Source organism: Halobacillus aidingensis (genome assembly GCF_900104185.1).
Lineage (GTDB): Bacteria > Bacillota > Bacilli > Bacillales > Halobacillaceae > Halobacillus > Halobacillus aidingensis.
Map to the genome: position 1 here is coordinate 85,168 of NZ_FNIZ01000014.1, position 21,402 is coordinate 106,569.

The window sequence follows — 21,402 nt, forward strand, 5'->3', positions numbered from 1 at the left end:
GAAAATCCTTTGCTATGCTTGTCTCAAAAGAATGTAGATGGGGGATATGACCATGAAAAAGAAACCCGTTCGGAGCTGGATGCTCTATGATTTTGCCAATTCAGCTTTTGCGACGACCATCATGGCTGCTGTTTTACCTGTATTCTATTATGATGTAGCAGCTAAAGGTATTCAAGAATCTTTAGCTGCAAGCTATTGGGGATATTCCCAATCCATTGCCGTCTTAATCGTTGCGATCCTTGCTCCCATTCTTGGTGCAATCAGTGATTATTCGGCAGCGAAGAAAAGATTTTTGATGTTTTTTGCCTATATGGGCATGATTGCTAGCGTCTTGCTTGCCTTTGTAGGAGAAGGGGATTACGTCTTTGCTTCTATACTATTGATTGTGGGGACAATTGGCTTTTCAGGTGCGAATGTATTTTATGATGCCTTTTTACCTGAAGTGGCCAAAGAGGCAGATATAGACCGGGTTTCTGCAGCCGGTTTCACATTAGGGTATGTCGGTGGCGGGGTTCTCTTGGCCGTCAACTTGCTGATGATTATGAAGTATGAATGGTTCGGGCTGCCGAGTACCTTGATGGGTACGAAGCTTGCTTTCGTATCTGTCGGTATTTGGTGGTTTGTTTTTTCCATCCCTCTTATAAAAAACGTTGTAGAGGAAAAGAAGAGGCAGCAAAAAAGGGAACGCTCTTATGTAGCCATCGGCTTTCAACGGCTTGGTCGGACATGGAAAGAACTGAGACAGTTTAAGCAGCTCCTCATCTTCTTATTAGCATTTTGGCTTTATAACGACGGGATATCTACGATTATAAAAATGGCCACTATTTATGGAAGGGATATTGGTATTGATAGCACTTCACTGATTACGGCTTTACTCATCACTCAATTCGTCGGTATTCCGTGTACATTTTTCTTTGGTTGGCTGGCAGGTAAAATAACTCCTAAACGTGCGCTCATGATTTCATTATCTATCTACCTGGTCATCGTAGCACTTGGGTATTTTATGACCTCAGCCCTTCATTTTTACATCCTGGCTTTGTGTGTAGGTTTCGTACAAGGGGGAGCTCAGGCCTTAAGCCGCTCTATTTTTGGACGAATGGTTCCGGGGGACCGTCATGCGGAGTTTTTCGGTTTTTACGGTATCTCTTCAAAATTCGCTGCCATTTTTGGACCGTTTGCCTTTGCACTTGTGGGACAATTGACAGGGTCCAGCCGTTTTGGGATTTTGTCCCTCTTGTTCTTCTTTATCGTTGGCATGATTCTTTTATACGTGCTTGATGTAGATAAAGGGGTGGAGCAGGCGCAGGCCTACACCCACTCTGATGAAGAGCCCATCATTCGTTCGTAGTTTACACAATCGGATGACAATACTGGTTGGTCAGCATTTTTTCAAGAGGTTCCCCCGTATCATACGAAATGTTTCCGACGATTTCTTGAATGTGAGCCAATACGTCCGGGGAACCTGTTTTCCAATACTCGAAGATATACTGAAAAAGAAGGGTACCTTCATTTTTAGCCTGTTCATATAAATCCAAAAAAGATTCGGCGCGCTTTTCATTCGTTGCCGGGTGATACCACTCCATACGGCTCTCATTCAAAAAATCTCTTTTTTCAGCGATTGGCTGATGGGAAAACGAAGAGACGAGAGATCCGAACCATTGATTTTTCCATTTCCAAGGATCATACAACACCCTTTGAGCAGCTTGAATATGGAAAAAAGATTCTTGAATCACTTTCTTTTTATGTTTTGTCGTGATTTCTGGATAGTGATGGGAGAGCATCGAATGCATAAAGGAAGAAATCGGACGGATTTGTTTTCCAATTTTTATTTTCTTATGGACAGGGTTTTTCCATGTTTCCAAATTCCTCTCACGATGAAGCATGACTGTATCTAAAAGTACCTCTAGTTCCTGGTGTTTATTTTCTTCATAACCTGCATGGTAGTGAACGTAGGGATGGGTATGGCGGTCAAGTATATGATGGCTCACAAAGCCCAGGATAAAGGCTTGAATTAAGTTTTTCTCTGACTTTCCTCGTTCAATCATATCCATCAAAAAGGGCCCGCATTTTTCTGTATGCATCAGCATTCCGATTTCTGCTACCTTTTTATCCGGTAGAAAAGGCAGGAAATTATGATAAAAGAACGGGTCCGGACCCTGGGCTCCCATATGTAAAGGGGCCGGGGAAGTTTCTAAAAGGTCTTTCCTATCAAGCTCCTCGCACAACTGATCCACAAACAGTATATGTGTCCATATATTAGGCATCATCATTCTCCATTCTTTATAAGAATTTGTTACACTAAATGGCAGGATTGTGTAAGACTCAGTTTCGAGATAACCGGGGTTCGTTACAAAGTTGAGCGTCAGGGGTGGTTGGGAAGCTACTCGCTTTCCTGCGGGGATGACGGCAAGCCTCCTCGAGCTAAAGCTCTGCGGGGTCTCGCCAGTCAATCCATTCCCGCGGGAGTCTCGCAGCTTCCCAACCCCCCCATTCGATAAGTGTGAAAAACGAACCCACTTTGCCCAGGATGAGTGTCTTCCATCATCCCAGTTCTGGATTGATAAAGCGCTCTGTAGCAGGCTTTCCATGGAAAGTGTACACTCTTTAGAATCTACACGCTACTATTGGAAGCTCCGCTATTTGTTGAAGTGGTTTCGAGATCCTTTTATGGCAAAGGGGCGGAGGGGAATGGCGAGACTCCTGCGGGAAAAAAGTGCATGGTGAGACCCCACAGGACGCAGTCCGAGGAGGCTCACCGCGCTCCCGCGGAAAGCGAGCTATTCCCCGCAGCCCCCATCCACTTAACAAAAGTATCGAAACTGAGTCTTCAACTAAAGGGAGCTTTAATGGATGTGTGGATTCAAAAAAAAGAGCCTTTCTGAAAAGGCTCTTTTTCACCACTTTTTACCCACTTGAGAGATCAAGCAAGGATGGAAGATATGTACCTTTGCTTGATGGATTCATTATACATAAATATCTGAAAAATGTAAATAATCTGACTTGTAACTTGAAGAAAATTGTCAAAAAGAGCGGGCTTCTGGTGATTGTTCAAAAGATTCTTGATACAATGAAAGGGCATGCAATGATTTGAGCAAAGGGAGGATATTCATGGATTATCGCATTGAGAAAGATACCATAGGAGAAATCAAAGTACCGAGCGAAAAGTTTTGGGGAGCTCAAACACAGAGAAGTAAACAAAATTTCCCCATCGGTGATGAAAAAATGCCGAAAGAAGTTGTTGAGGGCTTTGCTATTCTTAAAAAAAGCGCGGCAAAAGCAAATGCAGCACTTGGTTTGCTTGAAGAGGAAAAAGCAGACGCTATAGCTTATGCGGCGGATCTCATTATTGCCGGAGAACTTGACGAGCATTTCCCTCTTGTCGTCTGGCAGACGGGAAGCGGGACGCAATCCAATATGAACGTGAATGAAGTTATCGCTTACGTCGGTTCACAATGGCTGGAAGATAAAGGAAGTGAAACGCGCCTCCACCCGAATGATGATGTAAATAAATCTCAAAGTTCGAATGATACTTATCCGACAGCCATGCATATTGCATCTGTCAGAAAGATTGAGGATGTCGTTCTTCCAGCCTTGATCCAATTTAAACATACATTACAAGAAAAAATGGAAGCGTTTAACGATATTGTTAAAATTGGCCGTACTCACTTACAGGATGCCACTCCCTTGACACTCGGTCAGGAAATCAGCGGTTGGCATCGCATGCTTGAAAAAACGGAAAAAATGCTGATAGAAAGTACGGAATATGTAAAAGAGCTTGCGATTGGTGGAACAGCTGTAGGTACGGGATTGAATGCTCATGAAGATTTTTCTGAACAAGTTGTGGCTCAAATTAACGAGGCGACAGGAAAAGGCTTTATTTCCGCACCGAATAAGTTCCATGCGCTTACCTCGCATGACGAACTTGTTCACACGCATGGTGCTTTGAAAGCCTTGGCTGCCGATCTGATGAAAATAGCCAATGATGTAAGGTGGCTTGCAAGTGGCCCGCGTTGTGGCATTGGAGAAATAACGATTCCAGCAAATGAACCGGGAAGTTCCATTATGCCGGGTAAAGTGAACCCGACACAAAGCGAAGCGGTAACGATGGTTGCGGCTCAGGTCATGGGGAACGACGCTACGATCGGTTTTGCAGCTAGTCAGGGGAACTTTGAGCTGAACGTATTCAAACCAGTAATCGCTTATAATTTCTTGCAGTCTGCACAACTTCTTGCGGACAGCATCGTTTCTTTCGATGAACGTTGTGTGAGCGGATTGGAGCCGAATCATGAACAAATTGAAAAATACTTACGTGATTCCTTAATGCTTGTGACAGCTCTAAACCCTCATATTGGATATGAAAATGCAGCGAAAATCGCAAAAACAGCTTTTGAAAAAGATCAGACATTGAAAGAAACAGCGGTTGAGCTAGGTATTCTTACCGAAGATCAATTTGAAGAATATGTTGATCCTAAAGCGATGACGAAGCCAAACGCGAAATGATTTTGTTGTTAGCCATGTTTATTAGCCTGGTATAAATTTCTCCAGTAATTACCACCTGTTTTTTTGACATAAAAACAACCAGACCGACCCATACTACGATTACACAAGACAGGAGGTGAGACACATGGCTAACAACAACAGTTCAAACGAGTTGGTTGTACCTGGTGTACAACAAGCTCTAGACCAAATGAAATACGAAATCGCACAAGAATTTGGCGTACAACTTGGTGCTGACTCTACATCCCGTGCTAACGGTTCTGTAGGTGGTGAGATCACTAAGCGTCTTGTCCAAATGGCTGAGCAACAGTTCGGTGGACAACAATACAAATAAATACTTGTGACGAAGGAGGAAGGGTGCGCCCTTCCTCTTTATTTTTTGGATGTCTTGAAGCATTCATACGTTGCACGAAGATTGAATTCTTTAGATCGTTTTGAAAGAAGTGGCGAGCGATGCAAGAATGTGGTGTATGCAATGGGTGGGCACCCTCTGAGAGAACCTGCCCCAAATGCGAAGGAACAATGCGAGATCAAGGACGTGTCACGGATTTCTTGGATGATTACAGTCCTTATCTTGATCAGAAATATACAGATCTCGTTGATGGTGATTTGAATTCATCCATTACTGAGGAATGCGTCCATTTATTTGTTTGTGAAGATTGTGGTTTGAATGATATTCAAGCCACATAAAAAAACGCAGCCCACAAGGCTGCGTTTTTCATCTATTAGCGGATACGTAATTCAGAGTCTTTATCAAAGAAGTGAACTTTGTTCATATCGATTGCCAACGTAATCTGATCTCCACCATTAATATCTGAACGAGAGTCTACACGAGCGATAAAGTCCTGATCATTCAGTTTGGAATATAAGTAAGACTCAGATCCCATCAATTCTGCTACTTCAATGTCTGCAGTGATCTTCTTATCCTGGTTTGCATCAATAAATACAGGCTCATCATGCATATCTTCCGGTCTTACACCAAGAATCACTTCTTTACCGATATAGTTTTGTTCACGAAGAGGTTTCATTTTCCCTTCAGGAACAGCGATTTTGACCTCGCCCAGCTCGATGTGGCCGTCGGCAAGTTTTCCATTCAGGAAGTTCATCGCCGGAGAACCGATAAAGCCGCCGACAAAAACATTTTCAGGTTTGTCATAAACATCTTTTGGTGCACCTACTTGTTGAATGACGCCGTCTTTCATAACAACAAGTCGTGTTGCCATCGTCATCGCCTCTGTCTGGTCGTGCGTGACGTAGATGGTCGTCGTTTGAAGACGTTGGTGCAATTTCTGAATTTCTGCACGCATCTGAACACGAAGCTTTGCATCAAGGTTGGAAAGTGGCTCGTCCATCAAGAATACTTTCGCATCTCGGACAATCGCACGACCAAGAGCAACACGCTGTCTTTGACCACCTGACAGCGCTTTTGGTTTACGATCAAGTAAAGCCTCAAGGCCAAGGATTTGCGCCGCATTATTTACACGTTTCTCAATTTCGCTTTTATCCATTTTGCGAAGTTTGAGGCCAAACGCCATATTATCATATACGTTCATGTGCGGGTACAAAGCGTAGTTTTGGAAAACCATCGCGATGTCTCGGTCTTTTGGTGCTACGTCATTCATGCGTTTTTCATCAATCATGAAATCGCCGTTTGTAATTTCTTCAAGTCCTGCAATCATACGAAGTGTCGTAGATTTACCGCAACCGGATGGACCGACGAATACGATAAACTCTTTATCCTTGATGTGTAAGTTGAAATCATCCACCGCTTTTACACTTTTATCATATACTTTATCAATATTGTTCAGTTTTATTTCAGCCATTTTATATCCCCCTAGTAATTTGAAATCGCTTTCTTGATTGATTACAGTGTATCGAAGTTTCTGAAAACGGTAAATGGACAAAGTGCACAAAGCTTGGAAGGGTATGTTTGTGCACTTTGTCGATTGTCAGTATTCCATGTGTAATAATGCGAGATAAGTAATGACCGCGCCCTGAAATTGTTTAATATCAAGCCCCGTTTTTTCCACAAATTTGTCCACTCGGTATTGGAGACTGTTTCTATGCATATACAGTTTTTTAGCAGCTAGAGATGTATTAGAACCCGATTCCAGGAAGATCCGGATGGTCTGCAATAATTCCTTGTCCTTTTCGATGTCCTTAAAGATGGATCTACGAATATGTTCCCATTCTTCTTCTGGAAGTGCGTCTATATATAAATAGGGGATAATATCCATATAGGTAATAATTGAACCTAGTTTATGTTCTTTGGCTATTCTTGCTCCGTGCTGTGCCCATTTCAATATTTTTGAGGCATCCTCCTGTGTCGAAGTGAATTCACTAATAAATAAATGGATATCTGTATAAAAATCACTGCTTAATACGTCTGTCATGCCTTCAAATTCCATGATTTCCTGATCTTTAGATGATATTTCCTCTATGATGAACCCCTCACGATCCGATGTCCATAAGAGAGGCATTTCTTGAGGGAATAGGGATTGAAGTGCTTCCTTTACAATATCTTTCTCTGCTTCAGCATCTTCAATGGAAAAGAGAACAAACCGAAAGGATACCGGCCACACCATATCTTGAGTCTTCTCATTTTTATAAAGAAATGATGACCATCGCTTCTCCCTTTCCGTCATGGTGGATTCTTCTGAGCTTAAAGGTTTGAGGAATATAGAGAGCAATTCAGAAGATTGCTGATCAAGTTCATCTTTTTTAATTCCTACGATTTCTGCATTTTCGGTTTGGAACCATTTGTATTCCGTATGATTGTCAAACCCTAGTTTATTTATCGTGATTGAAGGGTATAATCGTTTAAGTTGGTCTACAACTGACATGAATCTCTTCCTTTTTGGTTGGATATTTACTATTATAGTAATACAATGGACAAAATCCGCAAAGCGTTGAAGGTATAAAACTTTGTACCTGAAGAGAGGAGGAGAAGGAATTGGATCAAGTGAAGGATAAAAGTATTTACGGTCCTGAAACGAAAAACCGTTTAAAAAGGATTGAAGGTCAAGTTCGTGGTGTCCTCAAGATGATGGATGAAGACAAGGATTGTAAAGATGTTATTACCCAGTTGTCAGCCGCACGTTCTGCGATGGACCGTGCGATTGGATATATCGTAGCAAAAAATTTAGAAGGCTGTATTCGTGATGCTCATGAGGAAGGCGAATCAGCGGAAGAATTAATTAACGAAGCTGTACAGATGATTGTTAAAAGCCGGTAATGAAGAAAGCTGTCACCTGTTGCATCTGATGAAAGGCAAACAGGAGACAGCTTTTTCTTTTCATTTTTCCTCTTTTTGCTCAGGAATTTCGTGAGTTTCTCCGATTTGCTCATGCCCGTAGACAGGTTTAATCGTGCCACCTGCCATACCCTCATTGATCATCCGATCGACGTCAAGCTCGAATTTACCCTTTCCTTCAGGTGCTACATGTTTTTTATGCTTATCCATATGTTCACCTCCTCCTTTCATTTTGCCCTGATTCCGAAATTCAATGAACCAACACGGAGCATTAACTTGTCCTTCCCCTTCATATTCTTGTAGTAAGGGAGGAGATCAAATGCAGGGCTATCGTGAGTCCTTTATCCAAAGGCTGCAAAGGTCAATTGAAGAAGAGTGGAAGGATCATGATTTTTACAGCCGACTAAAAGGGGATACAAGTAACCGTTTATTCAGGGACTATATTAAGCATGCGGAAGATGATGAATTGAAACATTATCAAATGTTTCAACACCTTCACTTTCAGTTGACAGGAAAGTATCATGATTTTGAACCCGAAATGATCAGCTACCGGTCTTTCGAGAATGGTGTGATCAGGGCTCAACAAGATGAATTTAAAGCGGCCGAGATGTACAGGGAGATGCTGTTTATGATTCCTACGCCCGTCGCTTATCAAGCGTTATTTACAGCTATGACTGATGAGATGGAGCATGCGACTCGGTTCGGTACCATTTATGGGAGATTAAAATAATTCCAGTTTGAAGGCCATGTCTACACAAGGCCTTTTTTGTTTGGTGTTTTACCGTTGGCACTTGGCTTTTATATGGATTATACTTGGTACACCATGTGTAGAAAGAGGTTGGAACATGAATCCTGTTTTATTAATTTTAATGATGATCGGAATCGGGGCCCTGATCGGAGGGCTTACGAATTCATTAGCCATAAAAATGCTATTCCGTCCATACCGAGCCATTCATATCGGTAACTACCGTCTTCCTTTCACCCCGGGACTGATTCCTAAACGACAAAAGGAATTAGCCCAGCAATTAGGGAAAATGGTTGTGAACCATCTATTAACTCCAGAAGGCATCCGACGAAAACTCACCCATTCAACTTTTAAGACTCAGATGACCACGTGGGCGAAAGATGAAGTTCACACGATGCTCAAAAAAGAAGACACGTTAAAAGAAGTACTTGAAAAATTTCATATTGAAGTAACGTCCACATCCATTCACAAGCATGTTTCCCATTGGGTGGAACATCGTTATGATTCGGTTATGAACGAATATCGTGAAAAAACGATCGAGGAGTTGTTAACACCCGCGTTGCGAGAAAGGGCAGACCATGGGGTGGATCAAGCCGCTGCTCATATCCAGGCAAGTATAGAAGCTTATTTCCGGAGTTCGGAAGGAAAAGAGAAAGTGGCAGCACTGATCGATAACTATCTGGATAATCAAGGGTTTTTCGGTAATATGATTTCATCTTTTATGGGTCCCGATGGGCTCACGGAACGTATTTACCCACTGATTCTTAAATATGTATCTGATAGAGAGATGAAGGATTGGTTGGAAACGATGTTGCATGCAGAGAAGGATAAACTTTTAACCAAGCGAGTGGCTTGGTTTGAAGACTATATCGGGCGTGAAACCATAGGCTCAAAGCTTGGAGAAGCCGTTGCCCATACCTTGCCAGTAGATCAATGGATGGCGAAAACGGTGGAGGAATGGACAAGTCCTTATGAAGAAAAGATTCTAGATACTTTCGTTCCGGCAGCCGTTGATCAAATCAGTGAATTGTTATCATCCAAGGTGGAGAGCATGATGACACAGTTACGTTTATCTGAAATTGTTCAGGAGGAAGTCGAAGCTTTCCAAGTTGACCGTCTTGAAGAAATGGTCCTCGGCATTTCCAGGAGGGAATTTAAAATGATAACCTACCTGGGTGCGTTACTAGGAGGAATGATCGGCTTGCTGCAAGCCACTATTGTGCTATTTTTCGGATAATAGTGTATTCCTATACAGACGTATAGGAGTTTGTTATAGTGGGGAAGGAGTGTCAGAACGAAAATTTAGGAGGTACTTATTTTTATGGCAAATCTATATGATTACGCGTATGATCTAGAAAAAGCAATCCGTAACAGTGAGGAATTCAACGGATTGAAAGAAGCATATGAAGCAGTTATGAACGACGAAGCTGCTAAAAAAATGTTTGACGATTTCCGTCAAACACAAATCACGCTTCAACAAAAGCAGATGCAGGGAGAAGAAATTTCTGAGGAAGAAGTAGAACAGGCTCGTAAAGTCGTTGAGCTTGTACAACAACACCCTCAAATCTCCAAGCTTATGGAAGAAGAGCAACGCTTGAATACAGTCATCAACGACATCAGCCGTATCATTACGAAGCCTCTTGAAGAGCTTTACGGCAACCCTGAAGAACCACAACAATAATAAAGAAATGAAAAAGGAGCTGGTGAACCAGCTCCTTTTTTTGTTGTCTGCAATTTGTGGGTTATTTTGCAGGGGAGGATGTCTGGAATCAGGAAGCAGACCATAAGCCGTCTATGTTTCGTGTCTACTAGGGCTTTCTCAAAACTGGATTTTTTGTCGTCTCTTGCAGGAAAGTGGGGGCTTTATGACGAAAAGCTAAACCGAGAAGAATTTTTCCAAATATAGGAGGAAAATTATGAAGCATTTCATTGTAGAGGAAAAGGGAAATGTGGTTCATTTGAAAATTGCCCGAGGAGAAAAATACAATGCATTAAATGCAGAATTATTAGCAGAATTCGCAGAAGCAGCTCGTGAAGCGAGGCGGTCGGAGGCACAGGTCGTTCTTCTTTACGGAGAGGGAGATGGATTCTGTGCAGGTGGAGATTTGAGTATGATGAAAGAGGTGTCTGACAGAGATACCTATGATGAAGTCATGAACAACATCGAGACGATTGTAACAACCTTCTATTCTATGCAGAAAATTGTTATATCCGCTTTGCATGGGCCTGTCGTAGGTCTTGGGTTAAGTATCGCATTATCTGCTGATTATGTCATAGCGGAACCTGATGCCAGTTTATCAATGAACTTCATAGGTATTGGATTGGCTCCAGACGGTGGAGGTCATTTTTGGCTGCAGGAACGTTTAGGAACACACCAGGCTAAACATTTCGCTTGGGAAGGTCAACAAATGAGAGCGAAAGAAGCTTATGATCATAAACTTGTGGATATTGTCGTCAATGGACCTGTCCGAGAAGAGGCCGCGCGTCTGGCGGAAGAGTGGAGCGGCCGTCCATTAAAATCCATGATTGCTACAAAAGAAATTTATCATCAACATGGGATGGAACGGTTATCCCACTATTTGGAGAAAGAACGTGAAACCCAATGGATGTTACTTCAAACTGATGATCATAAAGAAGGGGTTGAAGCCTTCTTGAATAAACGAAAGCCGGAGTTTCATGGTAAATAATAAAAAGTCGCGCCGAAGAGCGCGACTTTTTATAGTTTTAAATTGTTTGTGGTGTTATCTGTGGAACAAAACCAAATGTCCTTCAGGTGCAGCACAGCGATGGGTGTGATTGCTGTACCCTTTCTCTTCCAGCTTCTCTGACCCTAATTTTTTTGCCTGGTCATCATTTTCTGCTTGAAAGGTTTCATCGAGGACATTGGTACCATCTTTCTCGAATACAGTTAAGTAGTATGTCTTCATTGTTGTGCCTCCTTGAATGAATAGGTATTCATTATTTACTTTTGTCATACAACGTCGATATTCCTGCTTGACCAGCAAATTTCCATCAAAAAATTTCCCATCACATTCCTCCACAAAAGCTCCCTATTCTTGAAGACTCAGTTTGGAGATGTTTTCGGGGTTCGTTTGCCATATTGGGAGTCAGGGGTTGTTGGGAAGCTACTCGCTTTCCTGTGGGGGAGCGCCGAGCTTCCTCAGGCTATCGCCTTGCGGGATCTCGCCTACCTCCTTCTCCCACGGGAGTCTCGTAGCTTCCCAACAACCCCATTCTATAAAAGGAAGAAACGAATCCCTATACCGAGAAGGAGTTTCTCCCACTCTTCTCTCCTAAGCATGCATAAAGCGCTCTGTATCAAGCTTTTACGTTGTGAATGCCAGCTGTGGAGGGAGGATATTATCCACTTCCCTCAATCATACAAACTGATTTTTCCAGAAGTGGTTTCGAGAATCTTCCATGGCAAAGGGGCGGAGGGGAATGGGGAGACTCCTGCGGGAAAAAAGTGCCGGGTGAGACCCCGCAGAGCGAAGCTCGAGGAGGCTCACCGCGCTCCCGCGGAAAGCGAGTCATTCCCCGCAGCCCATATCCACTCAAAAAACATCTCGAAACTGAGTCTTCAAGAATCCTGCCATATTCTTTGAAAGAAGTATTTCTTTGGAAAGCAATTTTGAAACCATTAGGTTAGAAATTACGTACATAAGGTGAAAAGGGGGAGAAATAATGACGTTACGATTGGAGAAAGTGACGAAAAAGTTTGGATCGTTTACAGCTGTTGATGATTTGTCATTGGAAATTCCAGAAAAGCAGATCTTTGGTTTTCTCGGTGCGAACGGAGCGGGTAAAACCACCACCTTCCGTATGGTTCTCGGTTTGTTGGATCAAACCAAAGGGGAAATATCATGGAACGGTGGGGACATTGGCTACGACCAGAGTCATTTAATCGGGTATTTACCGGAGGAAAGAGGACTTTATCCCAAGCTGAAGGTCCAGGAGCAGTTGGTTTATTTGGCCAAATTAAGAGGGATGAAGAAATCTGAAGCCGTTCAACAGATTGAAAGTTGGCTTGAAAGATTTAAAGTACCCGAATACAAAAATAAGAAAGTTGAAGAATTATCGAAAGGAAATCAACAAAAAATTCAGTTCATCTCAGCTGTATTACATAAACCGAAATTGTTGATATTGGATGAGCCTTTTTCAGGTCTTGATCCAGTTAACGTTGAAATGCTGAAAAAAGCTGTCATTGATTTGAAAGAATCCGGAACATCGATTGTATTTTCCTCCCACCGGATGGAGCATGTAGAGGAATTGTGTGAAAGTCTGTGTATTCTTCATCACGGTTCACCTGTGGTGCATGGAAAGTTGAAGGAGATTAAAAAGTCATTCGGGAAAAAGAATGTGAAAGTCATTGCAGATTTTGACCTTGCGTTTTTGGAGAGTATTCCTGGAGTTACGAAATATAAGCCCCTGGGAGATGGCTGTGAAATCCAGATTGAGAGCGAGGAAATTGCACAGCGTATTTTTGAGGAGCTTCAAGGGAAAGGGTTTGTACGCAAATTTGATCTGGAAGAGCCGACTTTGAATGATATCTTTATTGAGAAGGTGGGTGCTTCTTATGAATAAGTTCTTTATCATGGTTGCCCAGACCTATAAAAACCGCGTCAAATCCAAGTCTTTCCTAATTACCACGATTGTCACTGTTGCACTCATTTTCGCTTTATCGAATTTGCAATCCCTAATTGAGACTTTCAGCGATGTGGATGAAGAAAAGAAAGTGGCTGTCGTGACAGACAATGAGGACTGGTTTCAGTCATTAAATCAGGTCGTGTCGATGAATGACAACCTTAGCCTTGAGAAATACAATGGAAGTCTTGAGGAAGCTCAAGCAGCGGTAGAAGAAGGAGACTTTCAATCTGTTGTAGATGTGGAACAAGGCGAAGAGGGGATGCCTGAAGCGACTTATTATGCGAACAAAATCGCTAACACAGGGGAAAGTGACCCTGTCAGACAGGCGCTTCAACAAGTGAAAGTTCAGTATGTGACCGAGCAGGCCAATGTCGATCCTGCGATCATTCAACAAATGAATGCCCCTGTGAATTTTGAGCTCGTAGCTCTTGAAGATAGTGCAAAAACGGCAGAAGAGCTCAACCAGACTCGCGGACTTGTGTATGTGATGCTCTTTTTCTTGTATTTCTCTGTCATCATGTATGGGCAGATGATCTCTACGGAAGTAGCAACAGAAAAATCAAGTCGGGTCATGGAAATTTTAGTTTCCAGCGTATCCCCTGTCTCCCAAATGTTTGCCAAAATTTTCGGGATTGCTTTGTTAGGCTTGACGCAATTCGCTATCCTTATTTTGGCTGGATACTTAGGCATCCAACAAAGCAAGACCCTTGGAGATGGTTCGATGCTGGAGTTTTTCGGTTTCAACGACATTAATCCCGGCACCATCGTCTATGCTGTCGTTTTCTTTATTCTTGGCTATTTGCTTTATGCTACCTTAGCAGCAACTTTGGGGTCGCTCGTCAGTCGCTTGGAGGATGCGCAGCAATTATTAGCACCTATGATTATGCTGATTGTAGCTGGTTTCCTTATTGCGATGTTTGGCCTTGGTATTCCTGATTCTACTTTCATCACGGTCAGTTCTTATTTCCCGTTCTTTACACCACTGATCATGTTTTTACGTGTAGGAATGCTGGAAATCCCGATTTGGGAAGTCGCCTTATCTATTGGTATTCTCATCGGTTCCATTCTTTTGCTTGCTTTGATTGGAGCACGGGTCTATCGTGGCGGTGTACTGATGTATGGGAAGTCCACTTCCTTAAAAGATTTAAAAACGGCTTTGCAACTCTCTAAAAAAGAGAAGTAAAGAAAAACCCCTTTGTTAAGGGGTTTTTTGTTTGGCTGGTTAAATGATAAATCCCTAGCTATGGGTGGGCCGTTCGGAGAAGCTTGCGACTTTGCTGTTGCTCCCTTGTGATATGAGAACGTGCATTCGGTTTTTGGCTCTGTTAAAATGAAAGAAATAATAGAAAAGGAGGCTGATCATGGTGGAATCATCGATTCGATTCATACACAGCGCAGATTTACATATCGACAGCCTTTTTAAAACAAAGGGACACTTCCCGGAAAAACTGTTAGATAGGTTGCGAAAAAGCACATTCGAAGCGTTCGACCGGCTAATCGACGCCTGCATAGACAATAATGTGGATTTCCTTTTGATTACTGGTGACTTATACAATGAGGAAATTCGGAGTATTAAAGCTCAAGTCCATCTCAGGCGTGGGTTCGAACGTCTTTATGAGAAGGATATTCAAGTATATATCAGTTATGGTAACCACGATTATATAGAGGGGCAAACCTTACCCATTGAAATGCCTGACAATGTACATATTTTTAAAAGTGACAATGTTGAACATTTCCCATTTGAAAAGGATGGAAAGGTATTGGCTCATATTTATGGGTTTAGCTATGAGACAAGAGAAGTGCGAGACCGCAAAGTTCCATTCTTTACTAAAAAAGAGGGGGCGGACTATCATATCGGAATGCTTCACGGGAGTCTGGATACAAATACAGACCATGATGTTTACGCACCTTTTTCACTACAGGAGTTAAAAGGGAAAGAGATGGACTATTGGGCATTAGGTCACATCCACAAACGTTCGATTCTATCGGCAGATCCACCTATCCTATACCCTGGGAATATCCAGGGGAGATCACGAAAGGAAGCGGGAGAAAAAGGATGTTATCTTGTCGAGCACAACTCCGGAGAATGGAATTTTCAGTTTGTCCCCTTGCAAAGCATTACATACGATTCTACCACTGTGGAGGATCTTGAAATCACATCGTTTGAAGAATTGGAAAAAGGTTTGAAGAAGGCGAAAGAAAAAGTAGCTGCCGGTTCTCCTGTGATGTTGACGATCACGATGATGGGATATGCAGGATCCACAGAGGATATTCAAGAATGGGTGGAAGTCATTAATGAGAATGAAGATTTTGATTCCGATGATTGGATTTGGATTGAGGAAATCAAGGTTGAAGGCCGCACAACCTGGGATGAAGAGGATTTAATGAAAGGTTCTCATTTTACAGGTGAACTATTGCGGACCATTTCTAATTTAAATGAAGAAGAAGTAGAACAATGGCTCTCTCCTTTGTTTTCTCACCGAAAAGTGTCCAAGTATATTCATCCGATTAAAAATGAAGAAACGACGGATATGATAGAACAAGCAAAATCACTACTATTGGAACGGATGATCAACCATGAGAGGAGGGGGGCGATGTGAAGATCACCCATTTATTCATTTACGGATTCGGCAAATGGAAGGATCATTCTTTGGATTTAACCGCTCCATCTCCTCATGTCATTATAGGCGAAAATGAAGCAGGAAAATCGACGCTCTACGAATTTATCTTGTTTATGTTATTTGGACTACCCCCAAAGCAAAGGGTATCTTTTATACCTAAAACCGGAGGAAGCATGGGCGGACGTCTTGTCCTTTTAACGGAAGAGTTCGGAAGAGTGACGATTGAGAGAACGCACGAACATGAGAACGGAAAAGCGGTCTGCCGTTTGGAGACAGGAGAGGAAAAGGACGAAGCGTGGCTCCGGAACTTACTGGATGGAATGGAACGTAGAGTTTTTGAATCTACCTATAGTTTTAATGCGGATGACTTGATGGAACTAAAGAATTTATCAGGGTATGAGCTTGGTGAAGCCCTTTTGAATATCGGATTAACTGGATCTGACCAAATTTATCAGACAGAAAAATGGCTGCAAAAACAAATGGATGAACGTTTCAAGCCGAAAGGAAAAAAACCACTCATTAATGAACAGCTTCAAGTGGTTGAGGAGTTGCAGCAGAAGAAGAAAACATTGGATGATGAAGAAGAAGACTATTTACGGCTTCAAAAGACAAAAGAAACATTGAACGGACGCCTACGCACATTAGAAGGGGAATGGCAGGAGACCATCAATCAAATTTACATAACGGAACAAGTTCTGAAAGTAAGAGCTATTATCGTTGATTACCACTTAATAAAGGCTGAAGTAGAGCATCAATGTAACCTTTCTTTTCCGGAAGCCGGTGTGGAGCGTTACCAGCAAGTGAAGGAAGTCCTTTTGCCTCTTCAATCGGAACAAAAGCTATTAAAAACTAATATTGAGGAAGTTGAGTCTTCTATTCAACGTTGGAAGGATGGATACGACCCACTTCAAGAGGAAGAAGCAGGAAAGCTCGTAGAAACAGGATATCCAAAGTATGAACAAGCTGTCTATGAGGTCGAACGCCTTTTACAACAGATTACCCGACTTGATGAACAGCTTGAGGAAGATAAAAGTCATATTGATGTTCCTTTGGATATAGATGAAATAGAGGAATATTCATTGCCATTTTATATTGAAGAAACATGGCGAGCATTGAAAAAGGAAAAAGAAGAAGTGGAACGTGAGGAAGCGTTTATTAAGGAACAAGCAGACGACATCGCCCGGGAGCTTCAAAAAATAGAAGAACATAAACATTCGATAGAGAACGAGAGGATCAGCGAGGAAACAGCCAAAGAATATGAAGAAAAGTTGCAGAGAAATTATCAAATGGCAGCAACGTCTGATCAAGATACAACGAGATTAAGGAATGGACGTTTGTTAGGGGGCGTGTTGGCCGGCCTCTCACTGGCTTTTGGGGGGTTCCTCGAAGGAATGGTGCTATTCGTCTTGTGTTTGGTCATAGCCGCTGGTCTTGCATTGTACAGTTATAGCTGTCACAAAAAAATAGTGGAATTATCCGAGCGAAGTGTGACGACATCCATTCCTGTGGAAGAAATGGAACAAGCGAGGAAACAGCTGCAAAAATATGATGCACAAAAGAATGAGTACCATCATCTGCGTGAGCAATGGAAGCAGTTGAACCAGGAAGAGATTCGGCTGCAGGAGAAGACCCACCATCTCCAACAACGAAAAAGAAGATTGGAAAATACCCTTGATGAACAGCGTAATCTCTATCCTTTCCTAGCATACTTACACGTGGAGCATTGGGAAAAGCTCTATCATCTTTTGACACAATTGAAAGAAAAGAAACGTACACAGAAACGGCTGCTTCAGGAAACAGAAAAGCAACGTTCCACAATAAACCATATCAAAAAAAATCTGGAAGCGTTTTACAAGGTGAAAAAGTGGGAATTCTACGAAGAGAATATGGAACAGCAGTGGCAGCGTTTAAAAGAATGGGTCCAAGAGCAGAATCATAGAAGGCAGAAGATCACCCAAACAGAACAGCAGTTGGAATCCTTGGATAAGCGTGCGAAAGAAAATAATGTGAAGCTTTCTACTTATTTGGACCAACAACAAGAGCTTTTCCAAGAAGCCGGCGTGGAGGAGGAAGAAGACTTTTACACAAAGGCGAAACAGAAGAAAAAACAAAGGGAGCAACAAAGTCAGCTCCAGGATTTAGAACGTCAACTGCAGCGTATGCTGTCAGAAAGAGAGCAGCAGCATTATCATGTGTGGACAGAAGTGCCTGAAGAAGCTGCACTTTCGGCCCGCCTGGAACGCCTGAAAAGCGAAAAGCAAAAGATTGAAGAGGAACAAAAAAAGAATCAGCAAGCCAGTGCAGATAACGAGAGCGCCATTCGACAGCTGGAGCATTCAGATGAACGCTCTAGCATTACCCACAAACTTCACAAAGAAAAAGTAGAACTTCAAAAACTTTCGGAAGAATGGGCGGCTTATCAATTGGCTTGGAAGGCTTTAGAGAAGACGAAGCGTGCGTATAAAGAAAAATATTTACCACGGATCTTAGGGAAAGCTACGACCTATTTTCATAACCTGACGAACGGAAATTATGTTGATGTGAAAATTCCACCCGATGATGATTGCATTAAGGTCATTAGTAAGCAGGGATTCACTTATTTTCCAATGGAACTCTCACGGGGAACAAGGGATCAACTGTATGTTTCTTTCCGTCTGGCCCTTGGGGAGACGATGGCGGATGACTTGTCCCTTCCGTTTCTCGTTGATGATGCCTTTGTTCATTTTGACCAGAGGAGATTAAGCCTGATGGTGGAACTTTTCGAGCAATTATCTAAAAAGCACCAAGTCGTTCTTTTTACATGGCGAGAAGATTTGGAAGAAGCGTTTCAATCTCCTCAAGTCCTGCGATTGAGTTAAAATCGATAAAAGGTCGCAATGTAAGAACATTAATGATAAAATGTTTTAAGATTACTGAGGAATAAGCAAATGGAGGGTTTCCATTGCCAGAAATGAACAATAAAGATTGGAACAAATACGAAGAAACGATTGAACAATTTATCCAAGTCATAGCTAAGAATATGAGCCTTTATGGGGTAACCCCGTCCATCGGCCGCTTGTATGGGGTGCTGTACTTTTCACAGGAACCCATGACATTGGATGACATGCGGGAAGCTTTGGAGATGAGTAAGACCAGTATGTCAACAGGCGTCCGTGCTTTATCAGATATGAAGATGGTCGAACCTTCCTTTAAAAAAGGAGTCCGTAAAGATTTATACAAGTCAGAAGAAGATTGGTATAAATCTTTCACTTCCTTGTTCGGAAGCCGTTGGAGACATCATACAGAGACGAATATTGAAGAAGCGGATGAAGCCATCCAGGAGCTTCTAGAGCTGCAAGAGAAGACGACGGACGAAGATCTTCAAGCAAAAATATCAGAAGATATCGATCGGCTGGAATATGCTCAAAATTACTATCGCTGGCTCATGAGGTTCATTCATGTGGTAGAATCCGGAGAGATCTTTCAATACGTACCGAAAATTGATCAAAAAGATAAAAAGTAAAAAATCCGATGTGAACAGCTTGTTGGCTGTGCGCATCGGATTTTTTCGTAGCTCTTTACTAAGAACAGGGAGCTTGTATCATATTTGCTCGCGATTGCTCATAGACTAGAGACAAAAGGAGCGGGGAGGATGAATTTATGATATTCGGTCTTCCGATTTGGGTGTTTTTGTGCATTGTCTTTATATTCATAAGCGGGTATATGGCCATCCGCGCCATGAGAGCGGAGCACAACCTCGAACAAGAGTATATCGAACGGGAAGGTCAAGTGTATTTAAAGCGGATTGAAAAGGAGAAAGAGCGCCGAGGAAAAAGAGATGCCATGATGTCAGAATAAAAGCCAGGTGAAACATTCACCTGGCTTTTGATCTTTATTATTCTTCTGTATTTTCTGCTTCAGAAGAATTTTCTTCTGAGTTATTTCCCTCAGGATTTGTACCTTCTTCTACTGGTGCTTCTTCTTTATCGAAGAGACCTTCAAACTCATCAAGCTTCACATCAATTTCAGAGTTCTGCATAAGCTCATCCATCTTCTTCTGAAGCTCAGCCTGATCGACTTTCTGACTCGTCAATGTACGTTTGATTTCTTCCTTCATTTCTTCATAAGGCTTGATATCTTCTTTATCGCGCTTGTCCGTCACTTTGATGACATGGTAGCCAAATTGAGATTGCACAGGTTCACTTACTTCGCCTGGCTCTAATTCATAGGCTTTATCTTCAAATTCAGCAACCATTTCTCCAGGTCCGAACCAGCCAAGCTTACCGCCTTGCTGAGCAGAACCATCAGAAGAATATTCCGCGGCTAGCTCTCCGAAATCTTCTCCATTATCGATTTTTTCTTTAACTTCTTTCGCCGTTTCTTCATCAGAGACTAGGATATGGCTCGCTTGAACCTCTGTCTTCATCCGATCATAATAATTTTTCATTTCTTCTTCTGAAATTTCGATTCCTTCAGAAGCGGCTTTTTCTTGCAATAGGCTCATACGGATGGTTTCTTTGAAAGCCTCTTCATCTGCAAAGCCATTTTGCTGAAGAATGTTCTCAAAATTATCACCGTATTGTTCTTTGATTGTTTCTAGTTCCTTGTTCACTTCTTCATCAGAAACCTCGTAGTTATTTGCAAGAACTTCTTTCATGACAAGAGTCTGAAGCACTTGCTCCCCAGATTGAGATTTCAATTCTTGGTAGAATTCTTCTTTCGTGACTTCTCCACCATTGGTTTCAACAACAACTTCTGATTCATCTGCATTTGATGAACAAGCTGACAAGGTGAATACGCTCGCTGCCAATGCAGCCGTGATGGCTATTTTTTTCATAATCCTGACACTCCTAAAACTTATTGTGAATTTCGTGACGTAGAGATTTGCTCACAGCCTATCAGTAAATATAACACATTATATAGTCAATGTTCTATACTGTGTTGTGAAAATATAGCAATTCAAACAAGACATAGAAAAAACAGGCCATCTACGGCCTGTTCTAAAGTGTATTAAGCACTTCCACATAAGAAGAGATCAGTAATATTGTAATGAGTACGTTGATCGTGCGGAAAACACGCGTTTGTTTTTCGTTCGACATTTTCGTCTTTGTGCATAAGGAATGTGTGAGTGAGTTAAACACGAATAAAATGACGAGCGCGTACAAGCTGAATCCGAATGCCATGTTGGTACCTCCTTTATTCCCTATGAAACTACTCTATCAAAGTTTGGGTGGATTGAACAGAAAAAAGCAGGTCGGATTTCCCGGTTAGAACAAAAAAGTCTGATTCAGAAATAAAAAGACAAATTCCGACTTCAACTAAAGATCCCGATTGTGGAAGAGTCAGTTTCGAGATGTTTGTTGGAGTTTAGGGGCTCCGGGAAACAGTTCGCTTTCCATGGGGCGGGCGCTGAGCCTCCTCAGGCTACGCCTTCCGGGGTCTCACCTGTCCCACACGTCCCATAGCCATTCATGTATCGCAAAAAACAGCTCTACACCACAGAGAATGAAAATGGTTATGGTATGCCTATACTGATTCTACGGCTGGATGAGGAAGGTCGAGACTCCTTGGTGCGTGAGAGCCCTCCCCATAGTCTGACTCCTTCGACCACGGTGCATCACAGACTGTTGCTCCTTTATAGGAAGCACTCATGGTAGATT

The 21,402-nt window shown here is 42.2% G+C and carries 22 protein-coding genes; 15 read left to right on the plus strand and 7 right to left on the minus strand.

The genetic code is table 11. From position 1 onward, the window contains the following. The first annotated feature begins 52 nt into the window (after positions 1 to 52). Positions 53 to 1,348 carry an MFS transporter gene (locus BLS23_RS13795; protein ID WP_089653212.1) on the plus strand — a complete coding sequence of 432 codons (1,296 nt, stop codon included), beginning with the start codon at positions 53 to 55 and terminating at the stop codon, positions 1,346 to 1,348. Between the two features lies 1 nt (position 1,349). Here the strand turns inward: BLS23_RS13795 and BLS23_RS13800 are convergent, their stop codons facing one another. Next, the gene (locus tag BLS23_RS13800; RefSeq protein WP_167356090.1) at positions 1,350 to 2,264 is read right to left on the minus strand and encodes a zinc dependent phospholipase C family protein; all 915 of its coding nucleotides are present in this window, start codon (positions 2,262 to 2,264) and stop codon (positions 1,350 to 1,352) included. An 844-nt stretch (positions 2,265 to 3,108) separates the two neighbouring features. On the opposite strand from BLS23_RS13800, the gene fumC reads away from it, so the two are divergent. The 3 genes from fumC (at position 3,109) to BLS23_RS21795 (ending at position 5,187) form a co-directional block, all read left to right on the plus strand. Continuing rightward, positions 3,109 to 4,500: a class II fumarate hydratase gene (fumC, locus tag BLS23_RS13810; protein WP_089653217.1), complete on the plus strand. Its 1,392-nt coding sequence runs from the start codon at positions 3,109 to 3,111 to the stop codon at positions 4,498 to 4,500. A gap of 124 nt (positions 4,501 to 4,624) precedes the next feature. Beyond that, positions 4,625 to 4,831 carry an alpha/beta-type small acid-soluble spore protein gene (locus BLS23_RS13815; RefSeq protein ID WP_089653219.1) on the plus strand — a complete coding sequence of 69 codons (207 nt, stop codon included), beginning with the start codon at positions 4,625 to 4,627 and terminating at the stop codon, positions 4,829 to 4,831. A gap of 188 nt (positions 4,832 to 5,019) precedes the next feature. Next, positions 5,020 to 5,187: a hypothetical protein gene (locus BLS23_RS21795; protein ID WP_160915233.1), complete on the plus strand. Its 168-nt coding sequence runs from the start codon at positions 5,020 to 5,022 to the stop codon at positions 5,185 to 5,187. Positions 5,188 to 5,222: 35 nt separating this feature from the next. Here the strand turns inward: BLS23_RS21795 and BLS23_RS13825 are convergent, their stop codons facing one another. Next, positions 5,223 to 6,320 (minus strand): ABC transporter ATP-binding protein, encoded by a 1,098-nt coding sequence (locus BLS23_RS13825; RefSeq protein WP_089653223.1) that lies wholly within the window; start codon positions 6,318 to 6,320, stop codon positions 5,223 to 5,225. Positions 6,321 to 6,446: 126 nt separating this feature from the next. Beyond that, positions 6,447 to 7,340, minus strand: coding sequence for a PucR family transcriptional regulator (locus BLS23_RS13830; RefSeq protein WP_089653224.1), 894 nt, complete (start codon positions 7,338 to 7,340; stop codon positions 6,447 to 6,449). 110 nt (positions 7,341 to 7,450) lie between these two features. On the opposite strand from BLS23_RS13830, the gene BLS23_RS13835 reads away from it, so the two are divergent. Beyond that, entirely contained in the window at positions 7,451 to 7,732 is a 282-nt protein-coding gene (locus tag BLS23_RS13835; protein WP_174787809.1) for a metal-sensitive transcriptional regulator, read from the plus strand. A 60-nt stretch (positions 7,733 to 7,792) separates the two neighbouring features. Here the strand turns inward: BLS23_RS13835 and BLS23_RS21800 are convergent, their stop codons facing one another. Next, on the minus strand, positions 7,793 to 7,960 hold the full coding sequence (locus BLS23_RS21800) for a hypothetical protein (protein WP_167356091.1): 168 nt from the start codon (positions 7,958 to 7,960) through the stop codon (positions 7,793 to 7,795). A gap of 109 nt (positions 7,961 to 8,069) precedes the next feature. Here BLS23_RS21800 and BLS23_RS13840 point away from each other — a divergent pair, with 109 nt between their 5' ends. The 4 genes from BLS23_RS13840 to BLS23_RS13855 all read left to right on the plus strand — a co-directional run bounded on the left by BLS23_RS13840 (position 8,070) and on the right by BLS23_RS13855 (position 11,182). After that, complete coding sequence (locus tag BLS23_RS13840) at positions 8,070 to 8,480, plus strand: ferritin-like domain-containing protein (RefSeq protein WP_089653226.1); 411 nt, start codon at positions 8,070 to 8,072, stop codon at positions 8,478 to 8,480. Positions 8,481 to 8,595: 115 nt separating this feature from the next. Next, complete coding sequence (locus BLS23_RS13845; protein WP_089653227.1) at positions 8,596 to 9,732, plus strand: DUF445 domain-containing protein; 1,137 nt, start codon at positions 8,596 to 8,598, stop codon at positions 9,730 to 9,732. Between the two features lie 84 nt (positions 9,733 to 9,816). After that, on the plus strand, positions 9,817 to 10,176 hold the full coding sequence (locus tag BLS23_RS13850) for a YlbF/YmcA family competence regulator (protein ID WP_089653229.1): 360 nt from the start codon (positions 9,817 to 9,819) through the stop codon (positions 10,174 to 10,176). 235 nt (positions 10,177 to 10,411) lie between these two features. After that, on the plus strand, positions 10,412 to 11,182 hold the full coding sequence (locus BLS23_RS13855) for an enoyl-CoA hydratase (RefSeq protein WP_089653231.1): 771 nt from the start codon (positions 10,412 to 10,414) through the stop codon (positions 11,180 to 11,182). A gap of 54 nt (positions 11,183 to 11,236) precedes the next feature. Here BLS23_RS13855 and BLS23_RS13860 read toward each other — a convergent pair whose 3' ends face one another. Then, entirely contained in the window at positions 11,237 to 11,422 is a 186-nt protein-coding gene (locus tag BLS23_RS13860; RefSeq protein WP_089653268.1) for a YhzD family protein, read from the minus strand. A gap of 757 nt (positions 11,423 to 12,179) precedes the next feature. Here BLS23_RS13860 and BLS23_RS13870 point away from each other — a divergent pair. The 6 genes from BLS23_RS13870 (at position 12,180) to BLS23_RS13895 (ending at position 19,600) form a co-directional block, all read left to right on the plus strand. After that, positions 12,180 to 13,079: an ABC transporter ATP-binding protein gene (locus BLS23_RS13870; RefSeq protein WP_089653236.1), complete on the plus strand. Its 900-nt coding sequence runs from the start codon at positions 12,180 to 12,182 to the stop codon at positions 13,077 to 13,079. Beyond that, complete coding sequence (locus BLS23_RS13875) at positions 13,072 to 14,325, plus strand: ABC transporter permease (protein WP_089653238.1); 1,254 nt, start codon at positions 13,072 to 13,074, stop codon at positions 14,323 to 14,325. Before BLS23_RS13870 ends, BLS23_RS13875 begins: the two co-directional genes overlap by 8 nt. A gap of 178 nt (positions 14,326 to 14,503) precedes the next feature. After that, on the plus strand, positions 14,504 to 15,742 hold the full coding sequence (locus BLS23_RS13880; RefSeq protein ID WP_089653240.1) for a metallophosphoesterase family protein: 1,239 nt from the start codon (positions 14,504 to 14,506) through the stop codon (positions 15,740 to 15,742). Then, the gene (locus BLS23_RS13885) at positions 15,739 to 18,621 is read left to right on the plus strand and encodes an AAA family ATPase (protein WP_089653241.1); all 2,883 of its coding nucleotides are present in this window, start codon (positions 15,739 to 15,741) and stop codon (positions 18,619 to 18,621) included. The genes BLS23_RS13880 and BLS23_RS13885 overlap by 4 nt, the downstream gene beginning before the upstream one ends. Positions 18,622 to 18,713: 92 nt before the next feature. Beyond that, positions 18,714 to 19,265, plus strand: coding sequence for a GbsR/MarR family transcriptional regulator (locus BLS23_RS13890; RefSeq protein ID WP_089653270.1), 552 nt, complete (start codon positions 18,714 to 18,716; stop codon positions 19,263 to 19,265). 137 nt (positions 19,266 to 19,402) lie between these two features. Next, entirely contained in the window at positions 19,403 to 19,600 is a 198-nt protein-coding gene (locus BLS23_RS13895) for a sporulation YhaL family protein (RefSeq protein ID WP_089653244.1), read from the plus strand. A 37-nt stretch (positions 19,601 to 19,637) separates the two neighbouring features. On the opposite strand, the gene BLS23_RS13900 is transcribed toward BLS23_RS13895, so the two are convergent. After that, the gene (locus tag BLS23_RS13900; RefSeq protein ID WP_089653246.1) at positions 19,638 to 20,579 is read right to left on the minus strand and encodes a peptidylprolyl isomerase; all 942 of its coding nucleotides are present in this window, start codon (positions 20,577 to 20,579) and stop codon (positions 19,638 to 19,640) included. Between the two features lie 163 nt (positions 20,580 to 20,742). Next, positions 20,743 to 20,925 carry a hypothetical protein gene (locus BLS23_RS13905; protein WP_035510066.1) on the minus strand — a complete coding sequence of 61 codons (183 nt, stop codon included), beginning with the start codon at positions 20,923 to 20,925 and terminating at the stop codon, positions 20,743 to 20,745. Positions 20,926 to 21,402 lie beyond the last annotated feature (477 nt).